Annotated in this window: 18 protein-coding genes and 1 tRNA gene; 11 read left to right on the top strand and 8 right to left on the bottom strand. The window is 64.0% G+C overall.

Annotated features, from left to right (window positions below):
• Window positions 1-59 precede the first annotated feature (59 nt).
• The 3 genes from QAZ22_RS05305 (at window position 60) to QAZ22_RS05295 (ending at window position 3,607) form a co-directional block, all read left to right on the top strand.
• Window positions 60-704, top strand: coding sequence for a carbonic anhydrase (locus tag QAZ22_RS05305; RefSeq protein ID WP_278205957.1), 645 nt, complete (start codon window positions 60-62; stop codon window positions 702-704).
• Between the two features lie 8 nt (window positions 705-712).
• Window positions 713-1,129 (top strand): DUF4440 domain-containing protein, encoded by a 417-nt coding sequence (locus tag QAZ22_RS05300; protein WP_278205956.1) that lies wholly within the window; start codon window positions 713-715, stop codon window positions 1,127-1,129.
• A gap of 423 nt (window positions 1,130-1,552) precedes the next feature.
• The gene (locus tag QAZ22_RS05295) at window positions 1,553-3,607 is read left to right on the top strand and encodes a M3 family metallopeptidase (RefSeq protein ID WP_278205955.1); all 2,055 of its coding nucleotides are present in this window, start codon (window positions 1,553-1,555) and stop codon (window positions 3,605-3,607) included.
• A 116-nt stretch (window positions 3,608-3,723) separates the two neighbouring features.
• Here QAZ22_RS05295 and QAZ22_RS05290 read toward each other — a convergent pair whose 3' ends face one another.
• From QAZ22_RS05290 to QAZ22_RS05275, 4 genes are all read right to left on the bottom strand, one after another.
• A complete protein-coding gene (locus QAZ22_RS05290) occupies window positions 3,724-5,238 on the bottom strand; it encodes a M81 family metallopeptidase (RefSeq protein WP_278205954.1) in 1,515 nt (504 codons plus the stop codon).
• Between the two features lie 80 nt (window positions 5,239-5,318).
• Window positions 5,319-6,146, bottom strand: a complete 828-nt coding sequence (locus tag QAZ22_RS05285) for a carbohydrate ABC transporter permease (protein WP_278205953.1) — start codon at window positions 6,144-6,146, stop codon at window positions 5,319-5,321.
• Window positions 6,143-7,012: a sugar ABC transporter permease gene (locus QAZ22_RS05280; protein WP_278205952.1), complete on the bottom strand. Its 870-nt coding sequence runs from the start codon at window positions 7,010-7,012 to the stop codon at window positions 6,143-6,145. Before QAZ22_RS05280 ends, QAZ22_RS05285 begins: the two co-directional genes overlap by 4 nt.
• Window positions 7,013-7,485: 473 nt before the next feature.
• Window positions 7,486-8,715 (bottom strand): sugar ABC transporter substrate-binding protein, encoded by a 1,230-nt coding sequence (locus QAZ22_RS05275; protein WP_278205951.1) that lies wholly within the window; start codon window positions 8,713-8,715, stop codon window positions 7,486-7,488.
• A 176-nt stretch (window positions 8,716-8,891) separates the two neighbouring features.
• Here QAZ22_RS05275 and QAZ22_RS05270 point away from each other — a divergent pair, with 176 nt between their 5' ends.
• Genes QAZ22_RS05270 through QAZ22_RS05260 form a run of 3 tightly spaced genes read left to right on the top strand, consistent with a single transcriptional unit; the run spans window position 8,892 to window position 11,621 of the window.
• Complete coding sequence (locus QAZ22_RS05270) at window positions 8,892-9,659, top strand: SDR family oxidoreductase (protein ID WP_278205949.1); 768 nt, start codon at window positions 8,892-8,894, stop codon at window positions 9,657-9,659.
• 2 nt (window positions 9,660-9,661) lie between these two features.
• On the top strand, window positions 9,662-10,729 hold the full coding sequence (ugpC, locus tag QAZ22_RS05265; protein WP_278205948.1) for a sn-glycerol-3-phosphate ABC transporter ATP-binding protein UgpC: 1,068 nt from the start codon (window positions 9,662-9,664) through the stop codon (window positions 10,727-10,729).
• A 10-nt stretch (window positions 10,730-10,739) separates the two neighbouring features.
• Window positions 10,740-11,621 (top strand): MurR/RpiR family transcriptional regulator, encoded by an 882-nt coding sequence (locus QAZ22_RS05260; protein WP_278205947.1) that lies wholly within the window; start codon window positions 10,740-10,742, stop codon window positions 11,619-11,621.
• A 445-nt stretch (window positions 11,622-12,066) separates the two neighbouring features.
• Here QAZ22_RS05260 and QAZ22_RS05255 read toward each other — a convergent pair whose 3' ends face one another.
• A complete protein-coding gene (locus QAZ22_RS05255) occupies window positions 12,067-12,381 on the bottom strand; it encodes a DUF167 family protein (protein ID WP_278205946.1) in 315 nt (104 codons plus the stop codon).
• Window positions 12,382-12,395: 14 nt separating this feature from the next.
• Entirely contained in the window at window positions 12,396-12,686 is a 291-nt protein-coding gene (locus tag QAZ22_RS05250; RefSeq protein WP_040974546.1) for a YggT family protein, read from the bottom strand.
• Between the two features lie 141 nt (window positions 12,687-12,827).
• Here QAZ22_RS05250 and QAZ22_RS05245 point away from each other — a divergent pair.
• The 4 genes from QAZ22_RS05245 to QAZ22_RS05230 all read left to right on the top strand — a co-directional run bounded on the left by QAZ22_RS05245 (window position 12,828) and on the right by QAZ22_RS05230 (window position 14,756).
• Window positions 12,828-12,903: transfer RNA gene (locus tag QAZ22_RS05245), tRNA-Ala, on the top strand.
• Between the two features lie 355 nt (window positions 12,904-13,258).
• On the top strand, window positions 13,259-13,696 hold the full coding sequence (locus QAZ22_RS05240; RefSeq protein ID WP_278075958.1) for a curlin: 438 nt from the start codon (window positions 13,259-13,261) through the stop codon (window positions 13,694-13,696).
• 60 nt (window positions 13,697-13,756) lie between these two features.
• Window positions 13,757-14,158 (top strand): curli-like amyloid fiber formation chaperone CsgH, encoded by a 402-nt coding sequence (gene csgH / locus QAZ22_RS05235; RefSeq protein ID WP_278205944.1) that lies wholly within the window; start codon window positions 13,757-13,759, stop codon window positions 14,156-14,158.
• A 181-nt stretch (window positions 14,159-14,339) separates the two neighbouring features.
• Window positions 14,340-14,756, top strand: a complete 417-nt coding sequence (locus QAZ22_RS05230) for a curlin (protein ID WP_278205943.1) — start codon at window positions 14,340-14,342, stop codon at window positions 14,754-14,756.
• A gap of 124 nt (window positions 14,757-14,880) precedes the next feature.
• Here the strand turns inward: QAZ22_RS05230 and QAZ22_RS05225 are convergent, their stop codons facing one another.
• Entirely contained in the window at window positions 14,881-15,213 is a 333-nt protein-coding gene (locus tag QAZ22_RS05225) for a hypothetical protein (RefSeq protein ID WP_278205942.1), read from the bottom strand.
• 412 nt (window positions 15,214-15,625) lie between these two features.
• On the opposite strand from QAZ22_RS05225, the gene QAZ22_RS05220 reads away from it, so the two are divergent.
• Window positions 15,626-15,805, top strand: coding sequence for a hypothetical protein (locus QAZ22_RS05220; RefSeq protein ID WP_278205940.1), 180 nt, complete (start codon window positions 15,626-15,628; stop codon window positions 15,803-15,805).
• Between the two features lie 12 nt (window positions 15,806-15,817).
• Here QAZ22_RS05220 and QAZ22_RS05215 read toward each other — a convergent pair whose 3' ends face one another.
• Window positions 15,818-16,315 carry a hypothetical protein gene (locus QAZ22_RS05215; RefSeq protein ID WP_278205938.1) on the bottom strand — a complete coding sequence of 166 codons (498 nt, stop codon included), beginning with the start codon at window positions 16,313-16,315 and terminating at the stop codon, window positions 15,818-15,820.
• Between the last annotated feature and the right edge of the window lie 54 nt (window positions 16,316-16,369).

Genomic DNA, 16,369 nt, shown 5'->3' with positions numbered 1-16,369 from the left:
AGCCTTTTTCGATCGCAACGCGCTGCCGCCTCCAACCCCCGGAAAGGCTCTAGCCGCCCATGCCTCACCTCCCCGAGCATCTGCTGACCGGCTACCGCAACTTCATGAGCGGCCGCTATCCCGCCGAAAGCGGGCGCTATCGCTCGCTGGCCCGCGACGGCCAGGCGCCCGAGACGATGATCGTCGCCTGCTGCGATTCGCGCTCGGCGCCGGAAGCGATCTTCGATGCCGGGCCTGGCGAACTCTTCGTGCTGCGCAATGTCGGCAATCTGGTGCCGCCCTATGAGCCGGACGGCGAGTACCATTCGACCTCGGCCGCGCTCGAATTCGCCGTGCAGAGCCTGAAGGTGAAGAACATCGTGGTGATGGGGCATGGCCGCTGCGGCGGCATCCGCGCCGCGCTCGACACCAGCTCGGCGCCGCTCTCGCCCGGCGATTTCATCGGCAAATGGATGAGCCTGATCGCGCCGGCCGCCGAAACCGTGGCCGCAAGCACGCTGATGACCGCGACGGAGCGGCAGACGGCGCTGGAGCGCATCTCGATCCGCTATTCCATCGCCAATCTCAGGACCTTTCCCTGCGTCTCGATCCTCGAGGGCAAGGGCAGGCTCACCCTGCACGGCGCCTGGTTCGACATCTCGACCGGCGAGCTCTGGGTGATGAACAGGCAGACCGGCGATTTCGAACGGCTGGAAATGGAATGAGGCGGAGGATGCATCGTCATTTTCGCCACGCCGTCCTTGCCGCCGTCGCGCTGCTGTTCTCGTTCCTTGCCGCTCGCGCCGACGACAGCGCGATCATCGATCGCTGGTATTCGGCGCTGCTGGCGGCCGACCGCACCGAATTGTCGGCCCTGCTTGCCGACGACGCGCGCATGACGCTCGAGGACCTTGGCGTCGTCCAGGGCAAGCAGGAATTCATCGACTCGATCGGCCAATGGCAGGACGCGGTCGCGGGCGCCGCGATCCGCCACCGCATCGAGAAGAGCGAGAACGGCGAGACGACGGTGCTTGCCTGCTACGACTTCCCCGAGAACGACACGCTGATGCGCGAAACCTTCACCGTCGTCGGCGGCCGCATCACCGCCAGCACCCAAACGGCGGTCGCGCAGGACTGCAGCGCTTACTAATGTTTGCGTTGGCAGATGCCTTGGCGATTGGCCGAAACGCTCATCGCGATCGTCATCCTATGGCGGAGCAAGGAGCGAAGCGACGCGCGCAGACCATAGGATCCATGCCGTGACGTCGAGGCGTTGCCACGGTGCAGAATTCTGCTGGCGCTGCATTCCTCGGCTAAAGTCACGGAATGGATCCTCGGGTCTCCGCGTCCGCTTCGCTCCCGCTCCGCCCGTGGATGACGAGGTTGAGAGGCTTCAGCCGATCTCCAGCGTTTGCGATGAACCAGCGCGTTTCGCCGTTTCCGTGAAACGGTGAATCGCCTTACCCCTTGAATGTCCTTAGGCGAATCCCGGGGCTACCCGAGTTGCGCGGTGCGCGGCGTCGCCCTACATCGGGAAGCAACCCCGCCTCCATCCCAGCCCACCGGAACGATCATGTCATCTGCAAAAGCCGTCGACCTCGCCGCCCATCCGCTGACCTTTTGGCAAGGCCCGCTCGGCCTGCCGGATTTCTCCCGCATCGGCGACAACGATTTCGGCCCGGTCTTCGACGCGGCGCTGCAGGCGCATCAGGCTCAGATCGACGCCATCGCCGGCAGCAGCGAGACGCCGACGATAGAAAACACGCTGGCAGCGCTCGAGCTCGCCGGCGAGCCGCTCGACCATGTCTCGTCGATCTTCTGGTGCCGCGCCGGCGCCCACACCAACGACACCATCCAGGCGATGGAACGCGACATCTCGCCAAAGATGTCGCGCCATTTCTCGGCGATCTCGATGAACGAAAAATTGTTCGCCCGCATCGACGACCTCTACCAGCGCCGCGATAGTCTGGGCCTCGACCCCGAGACGCTGCGCGTGCTGGAAAAGACCTGGAAAGGCTTTGTCCGGTCGGGCGCCAAGCTCGACGCCGATGGCAAGAAGCGGCTCGCGGCGATCAACGAGGAACTCTCCTCGCTCGGCACCAAATTCGGCCAGAACGTGCTTGCCGACGAGCGTGACTGGGCGCTGTTCCTCGACGAGGCCGACCTTGCCGGCCTGCCTGATTTCCTGAAGAGCGCCATGGCCGAGGCGGCCGAGATGCGTGGGCAGAAGGGCCGCTATGCGGTGACGCTGTCGCGCTCGATCTACGAGCCGTTCTCGACCTTCTCCGAGCGTCGCGACCTGCGCGAGGCAGCCTACCGCGCCTTCATCATGCGCGGCCAGAACGGCGGCGCCAGCGACAACTCGGATGTGGTGCGCGACATGCTGAAGCTGCGCGCCGAGAAGGCGAAGCTGCTTGGCTATGAATCCTACGCCGCGCTGAAGCTCGACGACACCATGGCGAAGACTCCGAAGGCCGTGCACGATCTGCTCGATCCCGTTTGGGAAAAGGCGCTGGAAAAGGCAGCAAGCGACCGCAAGGAGCTGGAGCGCCTGGCGGCCGAAGCCGGCAGCAACGAGAAATTCGCCGCCTGGGATTGGCGCTTCTACCAGGAAAAACTGCGCGCCGAGAAATTTGCCTTCGACGAGGCGGAGCTGAAGCCGTACCTGCAGCTCGATCGTGTCATCGACGCCTGCTTCGACGTCGCCACAAAGCTGTTCGGCATCAGCTTCGAGGAAAAGAAGGGCATCGCCGCCTGGCATCCCGATGCACGCGTTTTCGTGGTCAAGAATGCCGACGGCAGCGAGCGCGGCCTCTTCCTCGCCGACTATTTCGCACGGCCGTCAAAACGCTCCGGCGCCTGGATGAGCGCGCTGAAGTCCGGCTACAAGCTTGGGTCGGGCGCCAAGCCCGTCATCTACAACATCATGAATTTCGCCAAGCCGCCGACCGGCGAGGCCGCACTCCTGTCGGTCGATGAGGCCAAGACGCTGTTCCACGAATTCGGCCATGCGCTGCATGGCATGCTGACCGACGTCACCTGGCCGTCGGTCTCGGGCACATCCGTCAGCCGCGACTTCGTCGAATTGCCTTCGCAGCTCTATGAGCACTGGCTGACGGTGCCGGCGGTGCTGGAAAAGCACGCGCTGCACGTCAAGACCGGCAAGCCGATGTCGAAGGACCTGCTCGACAAGATGCTCGCCGCCCGCACCTTCGGCGCCGGCTTCGCCACCGTCGAGTTCACCGCCTCGGCGCTGATCGACATGGCCTACCATGCGCGGCCGGACGCGCCGGGCGAGCCGCTTCGTTTCGAAGCCGAAACGCTCGAGAGGCTGCATATGCCCGACACCATCGCGATGCGCCACCGCACTCCGCATTTTGGCCATGTCTTCGCCGGCGACGGATACTCAGCCGGCTACTATTCCTACATGTGGTCGGAGGTGCTCGATGCCGACGCCTTCTCGGCTTTCGAGGAAACAGGTGATCCCTTCAATCCGGAGCTGGCCGAACGGCTGAAGAAGAACATCTACGCCGCCGGCGGCTCCAAGGATCCGGAAGAGCTCTACACCGCCTTCCGCGGCAAGATGCCGTCGCCGGAGGCGATGATGGTGAAGAGGGGGTTGGTGTAGCGCGACCTCGCCTTCTCCCCTTGTGGGAGAAGGTGTCGCCGAAGGCGACGGATGAGGGGTGCTCCAGGGAATGCCGACGTCTCGCTCCGCTGGAACACCCCTCATCCGTCTCGGCGCTATCGCGCCGATCCACCTTCTCCCACAAGGGGAGAAGGAGAGGCGCTCCACGGATCAGCCACCCTCGGCCATATCGGCCGCTTCAGCTTCTTATAGTCCGTCACCGCCGGGTTGCTCGGATAAGAACTCGGCGCCGCGACGTAGATGATCTCGGCGGCGATCGGCGCGAAGCCTGCGTAGAAATGGTTGGTCGACTTGATCAGCAGGATCTGCTTCGACATCGGATCGATGCCGATGTTGGAAAAAATGTCCGGCTCGAAGGTCTGGGTACGGTTGGTGTTGAGGATGACGTCGACCTCGGTGCCTTCGATGCGTACCACGGCAGCCGGCCCCAAAGTCACCCGGCTCGGCCCGAAACTCTGCCAGCCTTCGCTGATCGCTTTCAGCACCGTGACGCGCGCGTCGATCGGCTCGCCGGCCTGGGGGCCGGCCTTGCCGCCGAAGCGCAGGTCGATGACGGCGCCCTCACCCGCTGCCTGGCAGAACGTCACCGCGATCGGATCCCAGATGGTTGCTACGCCGACCTTGCCGACGCCGCGCGCCAACAGCTCGCGCAGCACGATGGTGCCGTCGCCCGGCACGCCGCCGCCCGGATTGTCCCAGATGTCGGCGATCACCGCCGGCTTGTCCTGGCGCTCCGCGCGCACGGCAAGCGCCCGCTCGATGCCGGCGGACGCGGAAAGCATCGTCATCGCCGTCTTCTCGCGCAGCGCATAGAGCTCGCGCCCCAGCGTCTCGGCGAGCCGATCGCCCTTTGCCTTGTCGTTATCGGTGATGACCAGGATGCGCGTGCCCATCTCCGGTACGTCGGCGGCCATGAAACCGTGGACCACCGAAACCGACAGCACGCCGTCCTTGCCGTGCAGCGCTTTGATTTTGTCGACAAACGAACGCATCGGCTCGCGGCTCGTCGGCAGCACCTGGATCATGCGGCAGTCGAAGGTGGAGATCACCGGCTTGATCTCGCCGCGCGCCGCCGCCAGGCCGAGCTCGACGACATGCTCGCCGCGTTCGTAGAAATCGGTGTGCGGGAATTCGAGGAAATAGGCCATGACATCGCAAGCCGCGACGCGCTTCGGCGTCAGATGGCTGTGCGGATCGAATTCCGAGGCGATCACCACCTTCGGCCCGACGATGGCGCGCACGCGCTCCAGCAGATCGCCTTCGCAGTCGTCATAGCCTTGCGCGACCATGGCGCCATGCAGGCCGAGGATCACCGCATCGACCGGCAGGGCGGATTTGAGCTGATCGAGGATTTCGTCGCGCAGCGCCTCATAGGTCTGCCGCTGCACCAGGCCGCCCGGCTCCGCCCAGGTGGCGGTGCCTTCGATGACGGTCAGCCCCTCCTTGGCCGCGCGCTTGCGCAGCGCCACGATCGGCGAGGAGCAGAGCGTCGGCGTCTCCGGATGCTTTCCGGGACCGGCATAGAAGGCCATTTCGAACGAGGCCCGGTCGGTCGGCACCGGCGAGAAGGTGTTGGTTTCCGTCGCCAGCGAGGCGGTGAAGATGCGCATCAAAACTCCGTAAGGACTCTTCGTTTGTCGCAATTCCGGGCGGAAACCGCTGCACGCTTTTCCTGGAATTGCTGGGATTGCTATTTGACCGCTCCGAGCGCGAGGCCCCGGACGAGGTAGCGCTGCAGCCAGATGAACAGGATCGCCACCGGCAAGGTCGCGAGCAGCGTGGCCGCCATGACATGGTGCCATTCGATCGTGTAGCGGCCGGCCACCAGCGAGAAAACCTGGATCGGCAGCGTGTAGCTTTCCTGGCTGCGAAGCATGGTGAGCGCCACGACGAACTCGTTCCAGGCATTGATGAAGGTGAAGATCGCCGTCACCGCGATCGCCGGCAGGCAGAGCGGCAGGAACACTTTTCGCAGCGTCAGCCATCGCCCGGCGCCCTCCATCCAGGCCGCCTCCTCGAGATCGCGCGGGATGGTGTCGAAATAGCTCTGCAGCATCCACACCGTGAAGGCGACGTTGAAGGCCATGTAGATGAAGCCGAGCGCCGTCGTGCTTTCGACCAGCCCCCAGGCGGCCATCAGCCGGAACAGGCCGAGCACCAGCACGATCGGCGAGATCATCTGCGAGATCAGCAGGAACTGGCGGAAGGCGCCGTAGCCGGCAAAGCGGAAACGCGACATGGCGTAGGCCGCCGGCACCGAGATCAGTATGGCGCCGATCGTCGCCAGCGCCGAGACGTAGAGCGAGTTGACGAGCGCCTGGCCGAAGCCGGTCGCCACCCACATGTCGGCAAAATTCGACCAGCGGAACTCGCTCGGCCACCAGGTCGGCGAGAGCACCTCCGGCCGCGGCTTGATCGCGGTGAGGAACATCACCGCGAAGGGAAAGATCGTCACCACGATCAGGGGCGCAAGCAGCAGCCAGGCGATGATCGTGCGTCTCAGCTTGCCGTTCCTCATGCGCGCTGCTCCCGCATGGCGAGGCGTACATAGATCATGGTGAAGATGAGCAGGATCACGAACATCACCAGCGACACCGCCGAGGCCTCGCCCAGTTTGCCGATGCGGAAGGCGAGCTTGTAGAGATGCGTGACCAATATGTCGGTCGAGTTCGCCGGCCCGCCCTGCGTCATTACCCAGATGATCGGGAAGGAGTTGAACACGTAGATCGTGTTGAGCACGATCGCGATGTTGATGAACGGCTTTAGCAGCGGAAAGGTGATCTCGCGAAACTGCTGAAAGGGTGTTGCGCCTTCGAGCGCCGCCGCCTCATAGAGATCGTCGGGGATGGACGACAGGCCGCCGAGGAAGATCGTGGTGGTGAACGGCACCGTCACCAGGATGCCGATCAGCACCTGCATCGGGAAAGCCGTCTCGGCGCTCGCCAGCCACTGGATGTTCTGGCTGATCAGGCCGAGCTTCATCAGCGCCGAATTCAGCATGCCGCTTTCGCCGTTGAGCGCCCAGCGCCAGACCACGGCCGTCATGGTGAGCGACACCGCCCAGGGCAGCATGATGATGACGCGCGCCAGCCCGCGGCCATAGAAATCGCTGTTGAGGATGATTGCCACCGGGATCGACAGAAGCAGCGCGCCGCCGACCACCAGCACGGTCCATAAGCCTGTGCGCCAGAGTGCTGCGACAAAGTCGGGATCGGCGGCGAGCGCCCAGAAATTGGCCAGGCCGCTGAAGTCGCGCAGCTGGCCGAAGCGATTCACGTCATGCGTCGAGATCTGCACCAGATCCCAGACCGGCCAGAAGATCACCACCGCCGCCAGCAAAAGGCTGGGCAAAGTCAACAAATAGGGCAGGATACGGCTTTGCATCGGCTGGTTTGTACTGCTTTGGGGGTAGACTGCAGTGGCAGCGGTATTGGTGCTCAAGGCACGTCCCCCCATTTGAATTTCGCTGGCATGCCAGCTTGGCTCTCGTTCTTCCCAGGCGATTGCTTCAGGATTTGCATTCCTCGCCGGCGTTTGCGCTGCCCCTCACCTGCCTGCCGGCATCCTCTCCCCGTATAGTGACGGGGAGAGGGACGCTTTCACCACCGGTTTCGCCAATCGCCAACGTGGCAGGAAATGCGCCAGCGTTGCTGCCGGCCTCTTTCTCCCCGTCACTATACGGGGAGAAATGCCCGGCAGGGCAATGAGGGGCAGCGCCGACATCGACGATTTGTCCTTTGTCCGAAGCGATGCCCTGGGTCTTCACCATTTGTATGCGGAGGGCCGCTACTGCTTCTTCTAAAAGTGTGGCGCGCCCCGACGGGGCGGGGCGCGCCACGGGCGCAGGGAGATACGCCCTATTTCTTCAGCACGCCATTGGCCTTGGCCGCCGCTTCCTTCAGGGCAGCCTCCGGCTCGGCGCTGCCGAGATAGATCTTCTGCATGGCGTCCGAGGTGATCTGCGCGATCTCCTCCCAGCCCGGAATGACCGGCGCGAAGCGCGCGTCGGGCAGCAGCGCGGTGAAGGCGGCGAGATCGGCGTTGTTGACGTAATAGTCCATCTTCGCCTCTTCCTTGTTCACCGGCAGGAAGCCTTCGCCCTGCGTGAACTTGGCGCGCTGCTCCTTGGTGAACAGGAAGTCGAGCAGCTTCCAGGCTTCGTCCTTGTTCTTGGAGTTCTTGAACATGATGATGGAGTCGGTGACGCCATAGGTGCCGCGCGCGCCCGTCGGACCGGCGGGAATGGCGGCGACGCCATATTTCAGGCTCGGCGCTTCCTCCTTGATCTGGTTGGACAGGAAGGGCGCGGTGATCATCATGCCGACCTTGCCCTGCTTGAACAGGTTCTGCACGTCCTCGCGGTTGTTGGAGGTCACGCCCGGCTCGGTCAGGCCCTCGTCGATCATCGACTTGTAGAGCTTGGCGGCCTCGAGCGCGCCCGGCGTGCTCAAACCGGACGTGCCGTCCTTGTTCAGGATCTCGGTGCCTTGCGACCACATCGCGTAATAGTAATAGACGTCGGTCTCGATCTCCTTGCCCTGCAGGCCGAAACCGAAGGCGCCGACGCCCTTGATCTTGCGGGCGTCCTCCTGCAGCTCGGTCCAGGTCGCCGGCGGCTTGGCGATGCCGGCCTTCTCGAACAGCTCCTTGTTGTAATACATGGCGCGCGCCGAAGCGGCGATCGGCAGGCCGTAGGTGTGGCCGTTCATGATCGAGGGCTGCAGGAAGGTGTCGATGAAGCGATCCTTGAACTCGGGCTTGATGTAGCCGTCGAGCGGCTCGGCCACATCCTGCTGCACGAAGTCGATCAGCCAGCGCGTGCCGATGATCGACAGATCGGCATTGGTGCCGGCAGTGATATCGGTGGTGAGCTTCTGCAGGAGCACATCCCACGGCACCACTTCATACTTGATGGTGATGCCCGGATTGGCCGCCTCGAATTCCTTCTTTACCGCTTCGAAATAAGGACCGGTCTTGGCGCTGTATTCGGCGACGGTGACGCGCACCTCGCCCGCATCGGCCGGCGCGGCAAACGCCAGCATGCTCATTCCGGCCAACAGGCCGACAGTCCATTTCGCAAGGCTCATCTGATTTCTCCCATTGATGCGCATTCGCGCCTGGCCCTGATGGGCTCAGGATTTATGTGACTTTCCTACATTATCTGCCGTTCTCGCCGATGCAAGCGGTTTATCATGTTGCTTAATTACATTTCGTTGGATAGCGTTCCAGCGCTGTTTGACGTGGCGGAGGAGCGCGTATCGTGATGTCGAAGGCCGATTTCGAGGGCAAGACCGTTGTCGTCACCGGCGCCGGCGGCGGCCTCGGCTCGGCGATCGTAGCGCTGATGGCCGAACGTGGCGCCCGCATCGTCGGCTGCGACCAGTCGGCCGAAGCGCTCGCCAGCCCGCAAATCGCCTCGCGCCACGTCTTCGACCTGCTCGACCGCGCCTCGATCGAGCTGGCGATCCCGGCGCTGCTCGACAGCGACGGCGTGCCGGACATCCTGATCAACAATGCCGGCTGGACGCGCGCCGAAACCTTGAGGGCGCTGACGACTGAGAAAATAGAGCAGGAGCTCGACCTCAATCTCACCGGCGTCATGACCTTCGCCGATCCGCTGATCAAGGCAATGGCCGGGCGCGGTTCGGGCAGCGTCGTCTTCATCTCTTCGGTCAACGCGATTTCGCATTTCGGCAACCCCGCCTATGCCGCGGCCAAGGCCGGCATCAACGCCTACGCCAAATCGATCGCCGTCGAGCTTGGCCGCAGCGGCGTTCGCGCCAATGTCGTCTGCCCGGGCTCGATCCGCACCGCCGCCTGGGACCATCGCCTGGCCAAGGACCCCGAGATCCTCGGCCGGCTGAAGCGGCTCTATCCGCTCGGCCGCATCGTCAACGCGTCGGAGGTGGCGGAGGCCGTGGCTTTCCTTGCCTCAGACCGCGCATCCGGCATAACTGGCGCGGTGGTGCCGGTGGACGCCGGACTGACAGCCGGCTACCTGCCTTTCATCGACGATATTTTGGGAGCGTGACCATGACCGACGTCCTGTTTCGCAACCTGTCGAAATCCTTCGGCCAGCACAAAATCCTCGAGGACATCGACCTGGAGATCAAGAGCGGCGAGTTCGTCGTGCTGGTCGGCCCGTCCGGCTGCGGCAAATCCACCCTGCTGCGCATGCTGGCCGGACTGGAGACGATTACCTCCGGTGATCTCGTGATCGGCGGCACGCGCGCCAACGACCTGCCGCCGCAGAAGCGCAACATCGCCATGGTGTTCCAGTCCTACGCGTTGTTCCCGCATCTGAAGGCGGCCGACAATATCGGTTTCGGGCCTAAAATCCGGGGTGAAAGCCGCGCGGCGATCGACGACAAGGTCAAGAAGGCTTCAGGCGTGCTGAACCTCTTTTCCTATCTCGACCGCTATCCGAGGCAGTTGTCGGGCGGCCAGCGCCAGCGCGTCGCCATGGGCCGCGCCATCGTGCGCGAGCCTTCGGTCTTTCTCTTCGACGAGCCGCTCTCCAACCTCGACGCGCAGCTGCGCGTGCAGATGCGCACCGAGATCAAGGCGCTGCATCAGCGGCTGAAATCGACCATCGTCTATGTCACCCACGATCAGATCGAGGCCATGACCATGGCCGACCGCATCGTGGTGATGGACCGCGGCCGCATCCAGCAGGTCGGGCAGCCGCTCGAGCTCTATGACCGTCCGGCCAACAAGTTCGTCGCCGGCTTCATCGGCTCGCCGTCGATGAGCTTTGTGTCCGGCGCGCTGAAGACCGCCGACAGCAAGTCCTGGTTCGAGACCAAAGGCGGCGGCCGGCTGGCGCTCGCCGGCAAGGCAGCATCCGGCAGTGACACGGTCGAAGCCGGCATCCGCCCCGAGCATTTCGTCATCGGCGCCGCCGAAGACGCCATCGCGATCGACGTCGACGTCGTCGAGCCGACCGGCTCGGAAACCCATGTCTATGGGTCGGTCGGCGACGATACGGTGCGCGCCGTGTTCCGCGACCGGCTGCAGGTGAAGCCCGGCGACAGGCTGCCGGTGAGCGTCGACCCGCGCAACATCCACCTCTTCGACAAGGCGACGGGCCTGCCCCTGTGATGATCAAGACATGAAGACGCCGGCCGACATCATCACCCGTCTGCAATTGATGTCACAGGACGGCACAAAGTCGGACCGCCGGCTAGCCGGTCTCGTGCTTTCCGATCTCGATTTCGCCTCCAAGGCGGCGATCTCGGAGATTGCCGCGAGGGTCAGTGTCAGCGAGCCGACAGTGACCCGCTTCTGCCGCAATCTCGGCTGCGAAGGCCTGCGCGACTTCAAATTCTATCTGGCGCAGGCGATCGCCATCGGCGGCCAGTATCTGTCGCCGGAGCCGCTGAGCCGCGACGCGCGCGAACAGCGCATCGCTTCCGCGATCACCGAAGCGGCGATCGCCGCGATCCAGCGCGCCGGCGAGAACCTCGACATGACGACGCTGATGGCCGTGGCCGCCCGCATCGCCGGCTCCGGCAACGTGCTTTGCATCGGCTCCGGCGGTATTTCCTCGATGATGGCGACGGAGATGCAGAACCGTCTGTTCCGGCTGGGGCTGTCGGCGCTCGCGCAGATCGACGGCCAGCTGCAGCGCATGTATGCCGCGGTCGCGACGCCGGAGACGACGCTGGTCGCCTTCTCGGTCTCGGGCTATGCGCGCTCGGTGATCGAGGCGGTCGAGGTCGCGCAGCAATATGGCGCCGCCACCGTCGCCGTCACCGCGCCGGACTCCGCCTTGGCCAAGGTCGCCGACACGGTGATCTTCCTGCAGCCTTTCGAGGACGGCAACATCTACAAGCCGACCTCGTCGCGCTACGCGCTGCTCGCCATAGTCGACATGATCGCCACCACGGTAGCGGAATCGCGCGGGCCGAAGGTGCTGGAGAACCTGCGCCGCATCAAGCAGAGCGTGAACACGCTGAAGGTCGACGACCCGAAGCTGCCGCTGGGGGATTGAGCATTAACTTTTGTCTGCGGCAGGCAAAAGCTGCTCAATCTCCAACCGCCGCGCTGCCCCTCATCCGCCTGCCGGCACCTTCTCCCCGTTTACGCTACGCTATGCACACATCTTCTGTGACTACTGATCGACCTGAGGCTTGATTGCCACGTGGTTCCCCCAATCCGTCGCTGCTTCGCAGCGCCACCTTTCCCCCCTCCGGAGGGAAAGGAAGGGAGCCTTGCTGGACGAGCGTTGACGGCAAAAGGCTTGGCGCCTTTCCTCTACCCCGTCGATCGGGGGAGAGGTGGCTCGGCGAAGCCGAGACGGAGTGGGGGTCGACCAGCGCTATATCAGACAATGCATGCGCCAAGCCGCCATGCACGCTATCGGTCACTATACGGGGAGAAATGCCCGGCAGGGCAATGAGGGGCAGCACCAACTTTGGAAATTTCGTCGATCTATTTCAACGGCGGACGAATGCCTCTACATTCTTAGCCAGCGCGCCCGCATCGCCCAGGACCCGTACCGTCTTCAGCCGCGACGTGCCGCCCGCGACCACCGAAACCGACGACCCCGGCACGCCGAGCGCCTTGGCCACCATCCTTTCCAACGCCGCATTGGCGGCCCCGTTCTCCGGCACGGCGCGCACGCGAGCCTTGAGATGGCTGCGTCCGTCCGCGGCCGTCTCGACGCCCTCGATCCGGTCGAGCGCCGCCTTCGGCGTCAGCCGCACATGAAGGTCGATGCCATCCCCGCGCGGGCGAAACGGCGCGCTCATCGACCGACCGGTCCTCAGACGACCAGCGACAGCACGGTCGTGAGCAGGAACTGCCGGATGAAGAAGATGATCAGAAGAAGGATGATCGGCGAGATGTCGATGCCGCCGAGATCGGGCATGAAGCGGCGAATTGGCCTGAGCGCCGGCTCGGTCAGCCGGTAGAGCATGTTGGCGATGGTGTCGACGAACTGATTGCGCGAGTTGACGACATTGAAGGCATAGAGCCAGGAAAAGATCGCCGAGGCGATGATGACCCACCAATAGAGGTCGAGCGCCACGACGATGGTTTGAATGAGGGCGATCATGCCGGTCTCCAAATTGTCGCCGACATGTAGCCATTGCTCGGCGAACCGGCAAGGCCCGCCAACCACGGCGCATCGCGTCGGGGCAACCGTTTCGCCTTGACATCAAACCGCCGCGACCGATACAAGCCGATCCGCTGGAACGGGGCTGTAGCTCAGCTGGGAGAGCGCATCGTTCGCAATGATGAGGTCAGGGGTTCGATCCCCCTCAGCTCCACCAGCCGAATCCTGCGAGCCGCGGTGCCGGCCCTGCACCGCAAACCCCAGAGCCAGCAACCTCCGAAATTTAGATCGGCCCGGAAACCACTTTTGTTTCCGCCGCATGAGGTTCGGTGCGCCGGCGGCGCCATCTCTCCAGCGCTGATTTTCGGTCAAACGCCTCGGCAGCGAAACGTCCTGAGTCCTGAATTGTGATCTCGCCGGATCGGATGGCGAAGGCTGCTGGGACTCTGAAGCGTCCGAACGAACCGTCATGAATTTTCGCTGAACGGAGCCTTCAGCCTCCGTTCCGGGCCAACCTCCTACAAAGGGGCCGTTCAACCCGCGGTCCCCTGCCGCATCGAAGGAGAAGTCCCATGACCCGCATATCGATCATCGCAGCAGCCTTTGCCGCCGTCGTCGGGTTCACCGCTGTTGCGCCCGCCATGGCCAACGACGTCAACATCGAACAATATGGCTGGCGCAATTCCGCCGGCGGCGCCCAGCACGGCTACCGCAACCGCATACACGTCTACCAGGATGGCCGCTTCAACACCGCCATCGGCCAGCAATATGGTCATCGCAACCGGTCGGTGATCGGGCAGCAGGGCGTCAACAACTACGGCGCGACCTATCAGTACGGCAGCCGGAACGCCGCGGGCATTGCCCAGTTCGGCTCGAACCACACCGCGATCCTGACCCAGGACGGCAACGGCAACATCGCCGCCGGCGTCCAGGTCGGCCACGGGTGCAACGCCGACGTCAGCCAGGGTGGCAGCGGCAACGTCGCCGCCTTCGTCCAGGACTGCCCCTGAGCCATGATGGCCGGCAATGCCATTACCGGCCATCGTCCTGACATGGCGAGGAGATCATCCATGACCAGATTGGACAAGCGAAAGGCAGTGGCATCGGCCACGCTTCTAGCCGCGATCGCCGCCGGCGCAGCCGGCGCGACGGCCGGCAAGGATGGTGCGAATTCCGGGCCGCTGCGATGCGAGATACGAGATACGCTCCAAGGCGACGCCATCCTCCTGGAACCCCTGGCTTATGCCGACAGGAGCATCAGCGGCACGTACACGGTCAGCGTCTCCGGCGGCGGCACGTCCGGCTCCGCCAACATCCGGCAGGGCGGAGCCTTCGAAGCCCGCCCGGGCAGTCCCGCATCGCTCGGCCGGATAAGCGTCGGGGCGAGTGGCGCCGCCTACGAGGTCAAGCTGAAAGTGACCGCGGGCGGCATGAGCGTCAGCTGCGTCAAGCAGGTGCCCGGCGCAACTTGAGCGTCGCTTTCTTCGCAGATCGAAAGGAGGGCTCCGGGCGACCGGAGCCCTTCGCCATTTCCACCGGGAAGGTTGAACCGCCCCAGTCTTGAACGGCTGCTGAACGACCCCTTCCGTCACGGTTCAGCTTCGCTGTGCGACTGTGGCTCATCAAATGATCGAAGCCACAAGGAGAGGCATCATGAACCGCCGGATCACAAAGCTCGTCCACGCCGCCGCCCTCGCCGCGGTCATCGGTCTGCCTCTGGTTGCCGCTCCGGCAGAGACGGGAGGTTCGATCGGGTTCTACTACTCGCCACGGACGGCCCGCGATGCGCGGGCGCTGGATCTCGGTCTGCGCGCCTATTCGGCCTACAACGGGCTGCGGAGCGGCGCCCATATCAGACAGCTCGGGCGGAACAACCTTGCCGGCATCGGTCAGGACGGGGCCGGCAACCTCGGCGTAATTCGACAGGAGGGCAGCGGACATTCCACTGTCCTGCGGCAGGACGGCAACGACAATTCCTACGGCATTTTCCAGTTCGGCAGAAACACCGACGCCAACGTCGCGCAGGCCGGCGACGGGCAGAGCGGCGCTGCCCTGCTCTTCGGCTGGTAGGCGAGAAACGCGGGTTGCGGACGCATGGACGACTGTCCGGCCATGCATCCGCCGATCGGTTACAGCCCGCGAGGCCTGCGAGCGTCCTGCAAAACGCAGGACAGCTTTTCGGCCTCAGAGAGCCTCAATTGTCCCAATCGTCCCAGTCATCTTCATCCTGCCGCGGATAATTGGGTATGACCCGGATGATCGGCTGCGGCCGCTGATAGCGCCAGTAATATTCGTCGGGTTGCGGCTCATAGGTGCGGTAGATCTGCCGGTAGTGGTGCCTGGGCTTCCAGTATGTGTGCTTCTTGTGCGGCCGCACGCAGTAACCGTCCTCGGTCAGGTAGGCGCATGTCACATGCGCCTCTTGAACCAGGCTGTCTCTGTCCGGCGCCGCGAGCATTGGCGCCGCCTGCACCGCGGCCATCGGTGCCAGCATGGCGCCGGCGAGAGCAAAAATGGACAATTTCATTCGACCTCTCCTTCGTCTCGAATTGGGCCGAAAGACCTATGGATTCGGGACGATTTGGGGCGGCCGATGATCACTTTTGATTTTCCGCCGCACATATGAGCGTTAGATCATATTTCCACCGGCAACCTGAAAGCCCAGCTTGTCATTTCTGAAGTCGCGCAGGGATCGGCCGGTTTCCCTGGCAGAAGACGGCTCAACGTCGCCCGACAAATAGGTTTGGGCTGCTCCCGCGGGTCCGGTCGGCTTTCCGCCGAGGGCCACACGCTTGGAGCCACTTCGCGCACGGGTGTTTCCAAACTCACGAATTGGAAACGGTAGGCCCTTCTCCGTGCCATTCCCACGAAACAGACCGGGTGCAATTGTCGGGCGTCCCGCCACCGACTTGTCAGCCGTTTCAATGGAGGAACTGCCAATGTCAGTGCTCGGAATCCTGCTCCATTTCAGCCGCGCGGTTATCCACGCGCACAACAACGCCAAGGTCAGGAATCTGATGGACGCGTCGGCGTCCGACGTCAGGAATGACGCGCGCCGGCAGACTTCGCCGCATGCCACCGAGAACAAGTCCGGTGCCACCCATCCCGGCGGGCGTTGAGACCCACCTGGCTCACCTCGATATGGCCGTCGCCCCCAGGTTGCGTTGGCGCGCATAGGCCACGCAGGCATCCACCGTGCTGACGCAGAGCGCATCGCGACTGTTCGGCAGGTTGTTGTCGCCGGCATAGGCGACTTCGGCGACGTGGCCGTTGAGCATGCGGATCTGCGTGTTGCAATAGCCGCCGGGCGCGACGTTGACGGAACCGCCAACCGCGGGAATCGCGCCCACGGCCATGGTCGGCACCGCGATGCTGAGATTGCCGCGCTGCACGGTGCGCTGATAGGTCCAGATCTGGCCGGAAGGCCCCACGTCGGCCGTCGCGGTCGGAAAGCCGGCGCACATGCGAATGTCGGCCTCGCTGAGGCCGACCATCTCCCTGCGGGCGGCGGCGGCGGTGGCGTCCTCCTGCGCGACCCGCGACGTATCGTCGGGAATGACGCAGGAAGACAGGATTGAGATGCCCGCGGGCAGAAGAAGGGCGAGCTTTCGAACACGGAAAGATGTCATGCCTGCTGTCGGATTTCGTGGCGCCCCTGACGCCTCCTGCACAGCTAGGTAATC

The organism is Mesorhizobium sp. WSM4906 (genome assembly GCF_029674625.1).
In the GTDB taxonomy this organism is placed as follows: domain Bacteria; phylum Pseudomonadota; class Alphaproteobacteria; order Rhizobiales; family Rhizobiaceae; genus Mesorhizobium.
Note: the sequence above shows the minus strand (reverse complement) of the source record. Positions and strands in the feature narration are given on the sequence as shown.

Bases quoted from the DNA above. Each gene is read 5' to 3' on its own strand.
- QAZ22_RS05220 (WP_278205940.1), top strand. From the start codon at position 15,626: ATGTCAGTGCTCGGAATCCTGCTCCATTTCAGCCGCGCGGTTATCCAC.
- QAZ22_RS05255 (WP_278205946.1), bottom strand. From the start codon at position 12,381: ATGAGCGCGCCGTTTCGCCCGCGCGGGGATGGCATCGACCTTCATGTG.
- QAZ22_RS05230 (WP_278205943.1), top strand. From the start codon at position 14,340: ATGAACCGCCGGATCACAAAGCTCGTCCACGCCGCCGCCCTCGCCGCG.
- QAZ22_RS05240 (WP_278075958.1), top strand. From the start codon at position 13,259: ATGACCCGCATATCGATCATCGCAGCAGCCTTTGCCGCCGTCGTCGGG.
- QAZ22_RS05215 (WP_278205938.1), bottom strand. From the start codon at position 16,315: ATGACATCTTTCCGTGTTCGAAAGCTCGCCCTTCTTCTGCCCGCGGGC.
- QAZ22_RS05295 (WP_278205955.1), top strand. From the start codon at position 1,553: ATGTCATCTGCAAAAGCCGTCGACCTCGCCGCCCATCCGCTGACCTTT.
- QAZ22_RS05260 (WP_278205947.1), top strand. From the start codon at position 10,740: ATGAAGACGCCGGCCGACATCATCACCCGTCTGCAATTGATGTCACAG.
- csgH (WP_278205944.1), top strand. From the start codon at position 13,757: ATGACCAGATTGGACAAGCGAAAGGCAGTGGCATCGGCCACGCTTCTA.
- QAZ22_RS05275 (WP_278205951.1), bottom strand. From the start codon at position 8,715: ATGAGCCTTGCGAAATGGACTGTCGGCCTGTTGGCCGGAATGAGCATG.
- QAZ22_RS05285 (WP_278205953.1), bottom strand. From the start codon at position 6,146: ATGAGGAACGGCAAGCTGAGACGCACGATCATCGCCTGGCTGCTGCTT.
- QAZ22_RS05280 (WP_278205952.1), bottom strand. From the start codon at position 7,012: ATGCAAAGCCGTATCCTGCCCTATTTGTTGACTTTGCCCAGCCTTTTG.
- ugpC (WP_278205948.1), top strand. From the start codon at position 9,662: ATGACCGACGTCCTGTTTCGCAACCTGTCGAAATCCTTCGGCCAGCAC.
- QAZ22_RS05225 (WP_278205942.1), bottom strand. From the start codon at position 15,213: ATGAAATTGTCCATTTTTGCTCTCGCCGGCGCCATGCTGGCACCGATG.
- QAZ22_RS05270 (WP_278205949.1), top strand. From the start codon at position 8,892: ATGTCGAAGGCCGATTTCGAGGGCAAGACCGTTGTCGTCACCGGCGCC.
- QAZ22_RS05290 (WP_278205954.1), bottom strand. From the start codon at position 5,238: ATGCGCATCTTCACCGCCTCGCTGGCGACGGAAACCAACACCTTCTCG.
- QAZ22_RS05250 (WP_040974546.1), bottom strand. From the start codon at position 12,686: ATGATCGCCCTCATTCAAACCATCGTCGTGGCGCTCGACCTCTATTGG.
- QAZ22_RS05305 (WP_278205957.1), top strand. From the start codon at position 60: ATGCCTCACCTCCCCGAGCATCTGCTGACCGGCTACCGCAACTTCATG.
- QAZ22_RS05300 (WP_278205956.1), top strand. From the start codon at position 713: ATGCATCGTCATTTTCGCCACGCCGTCCTTGCCGCCGTCGCGCTGCTG.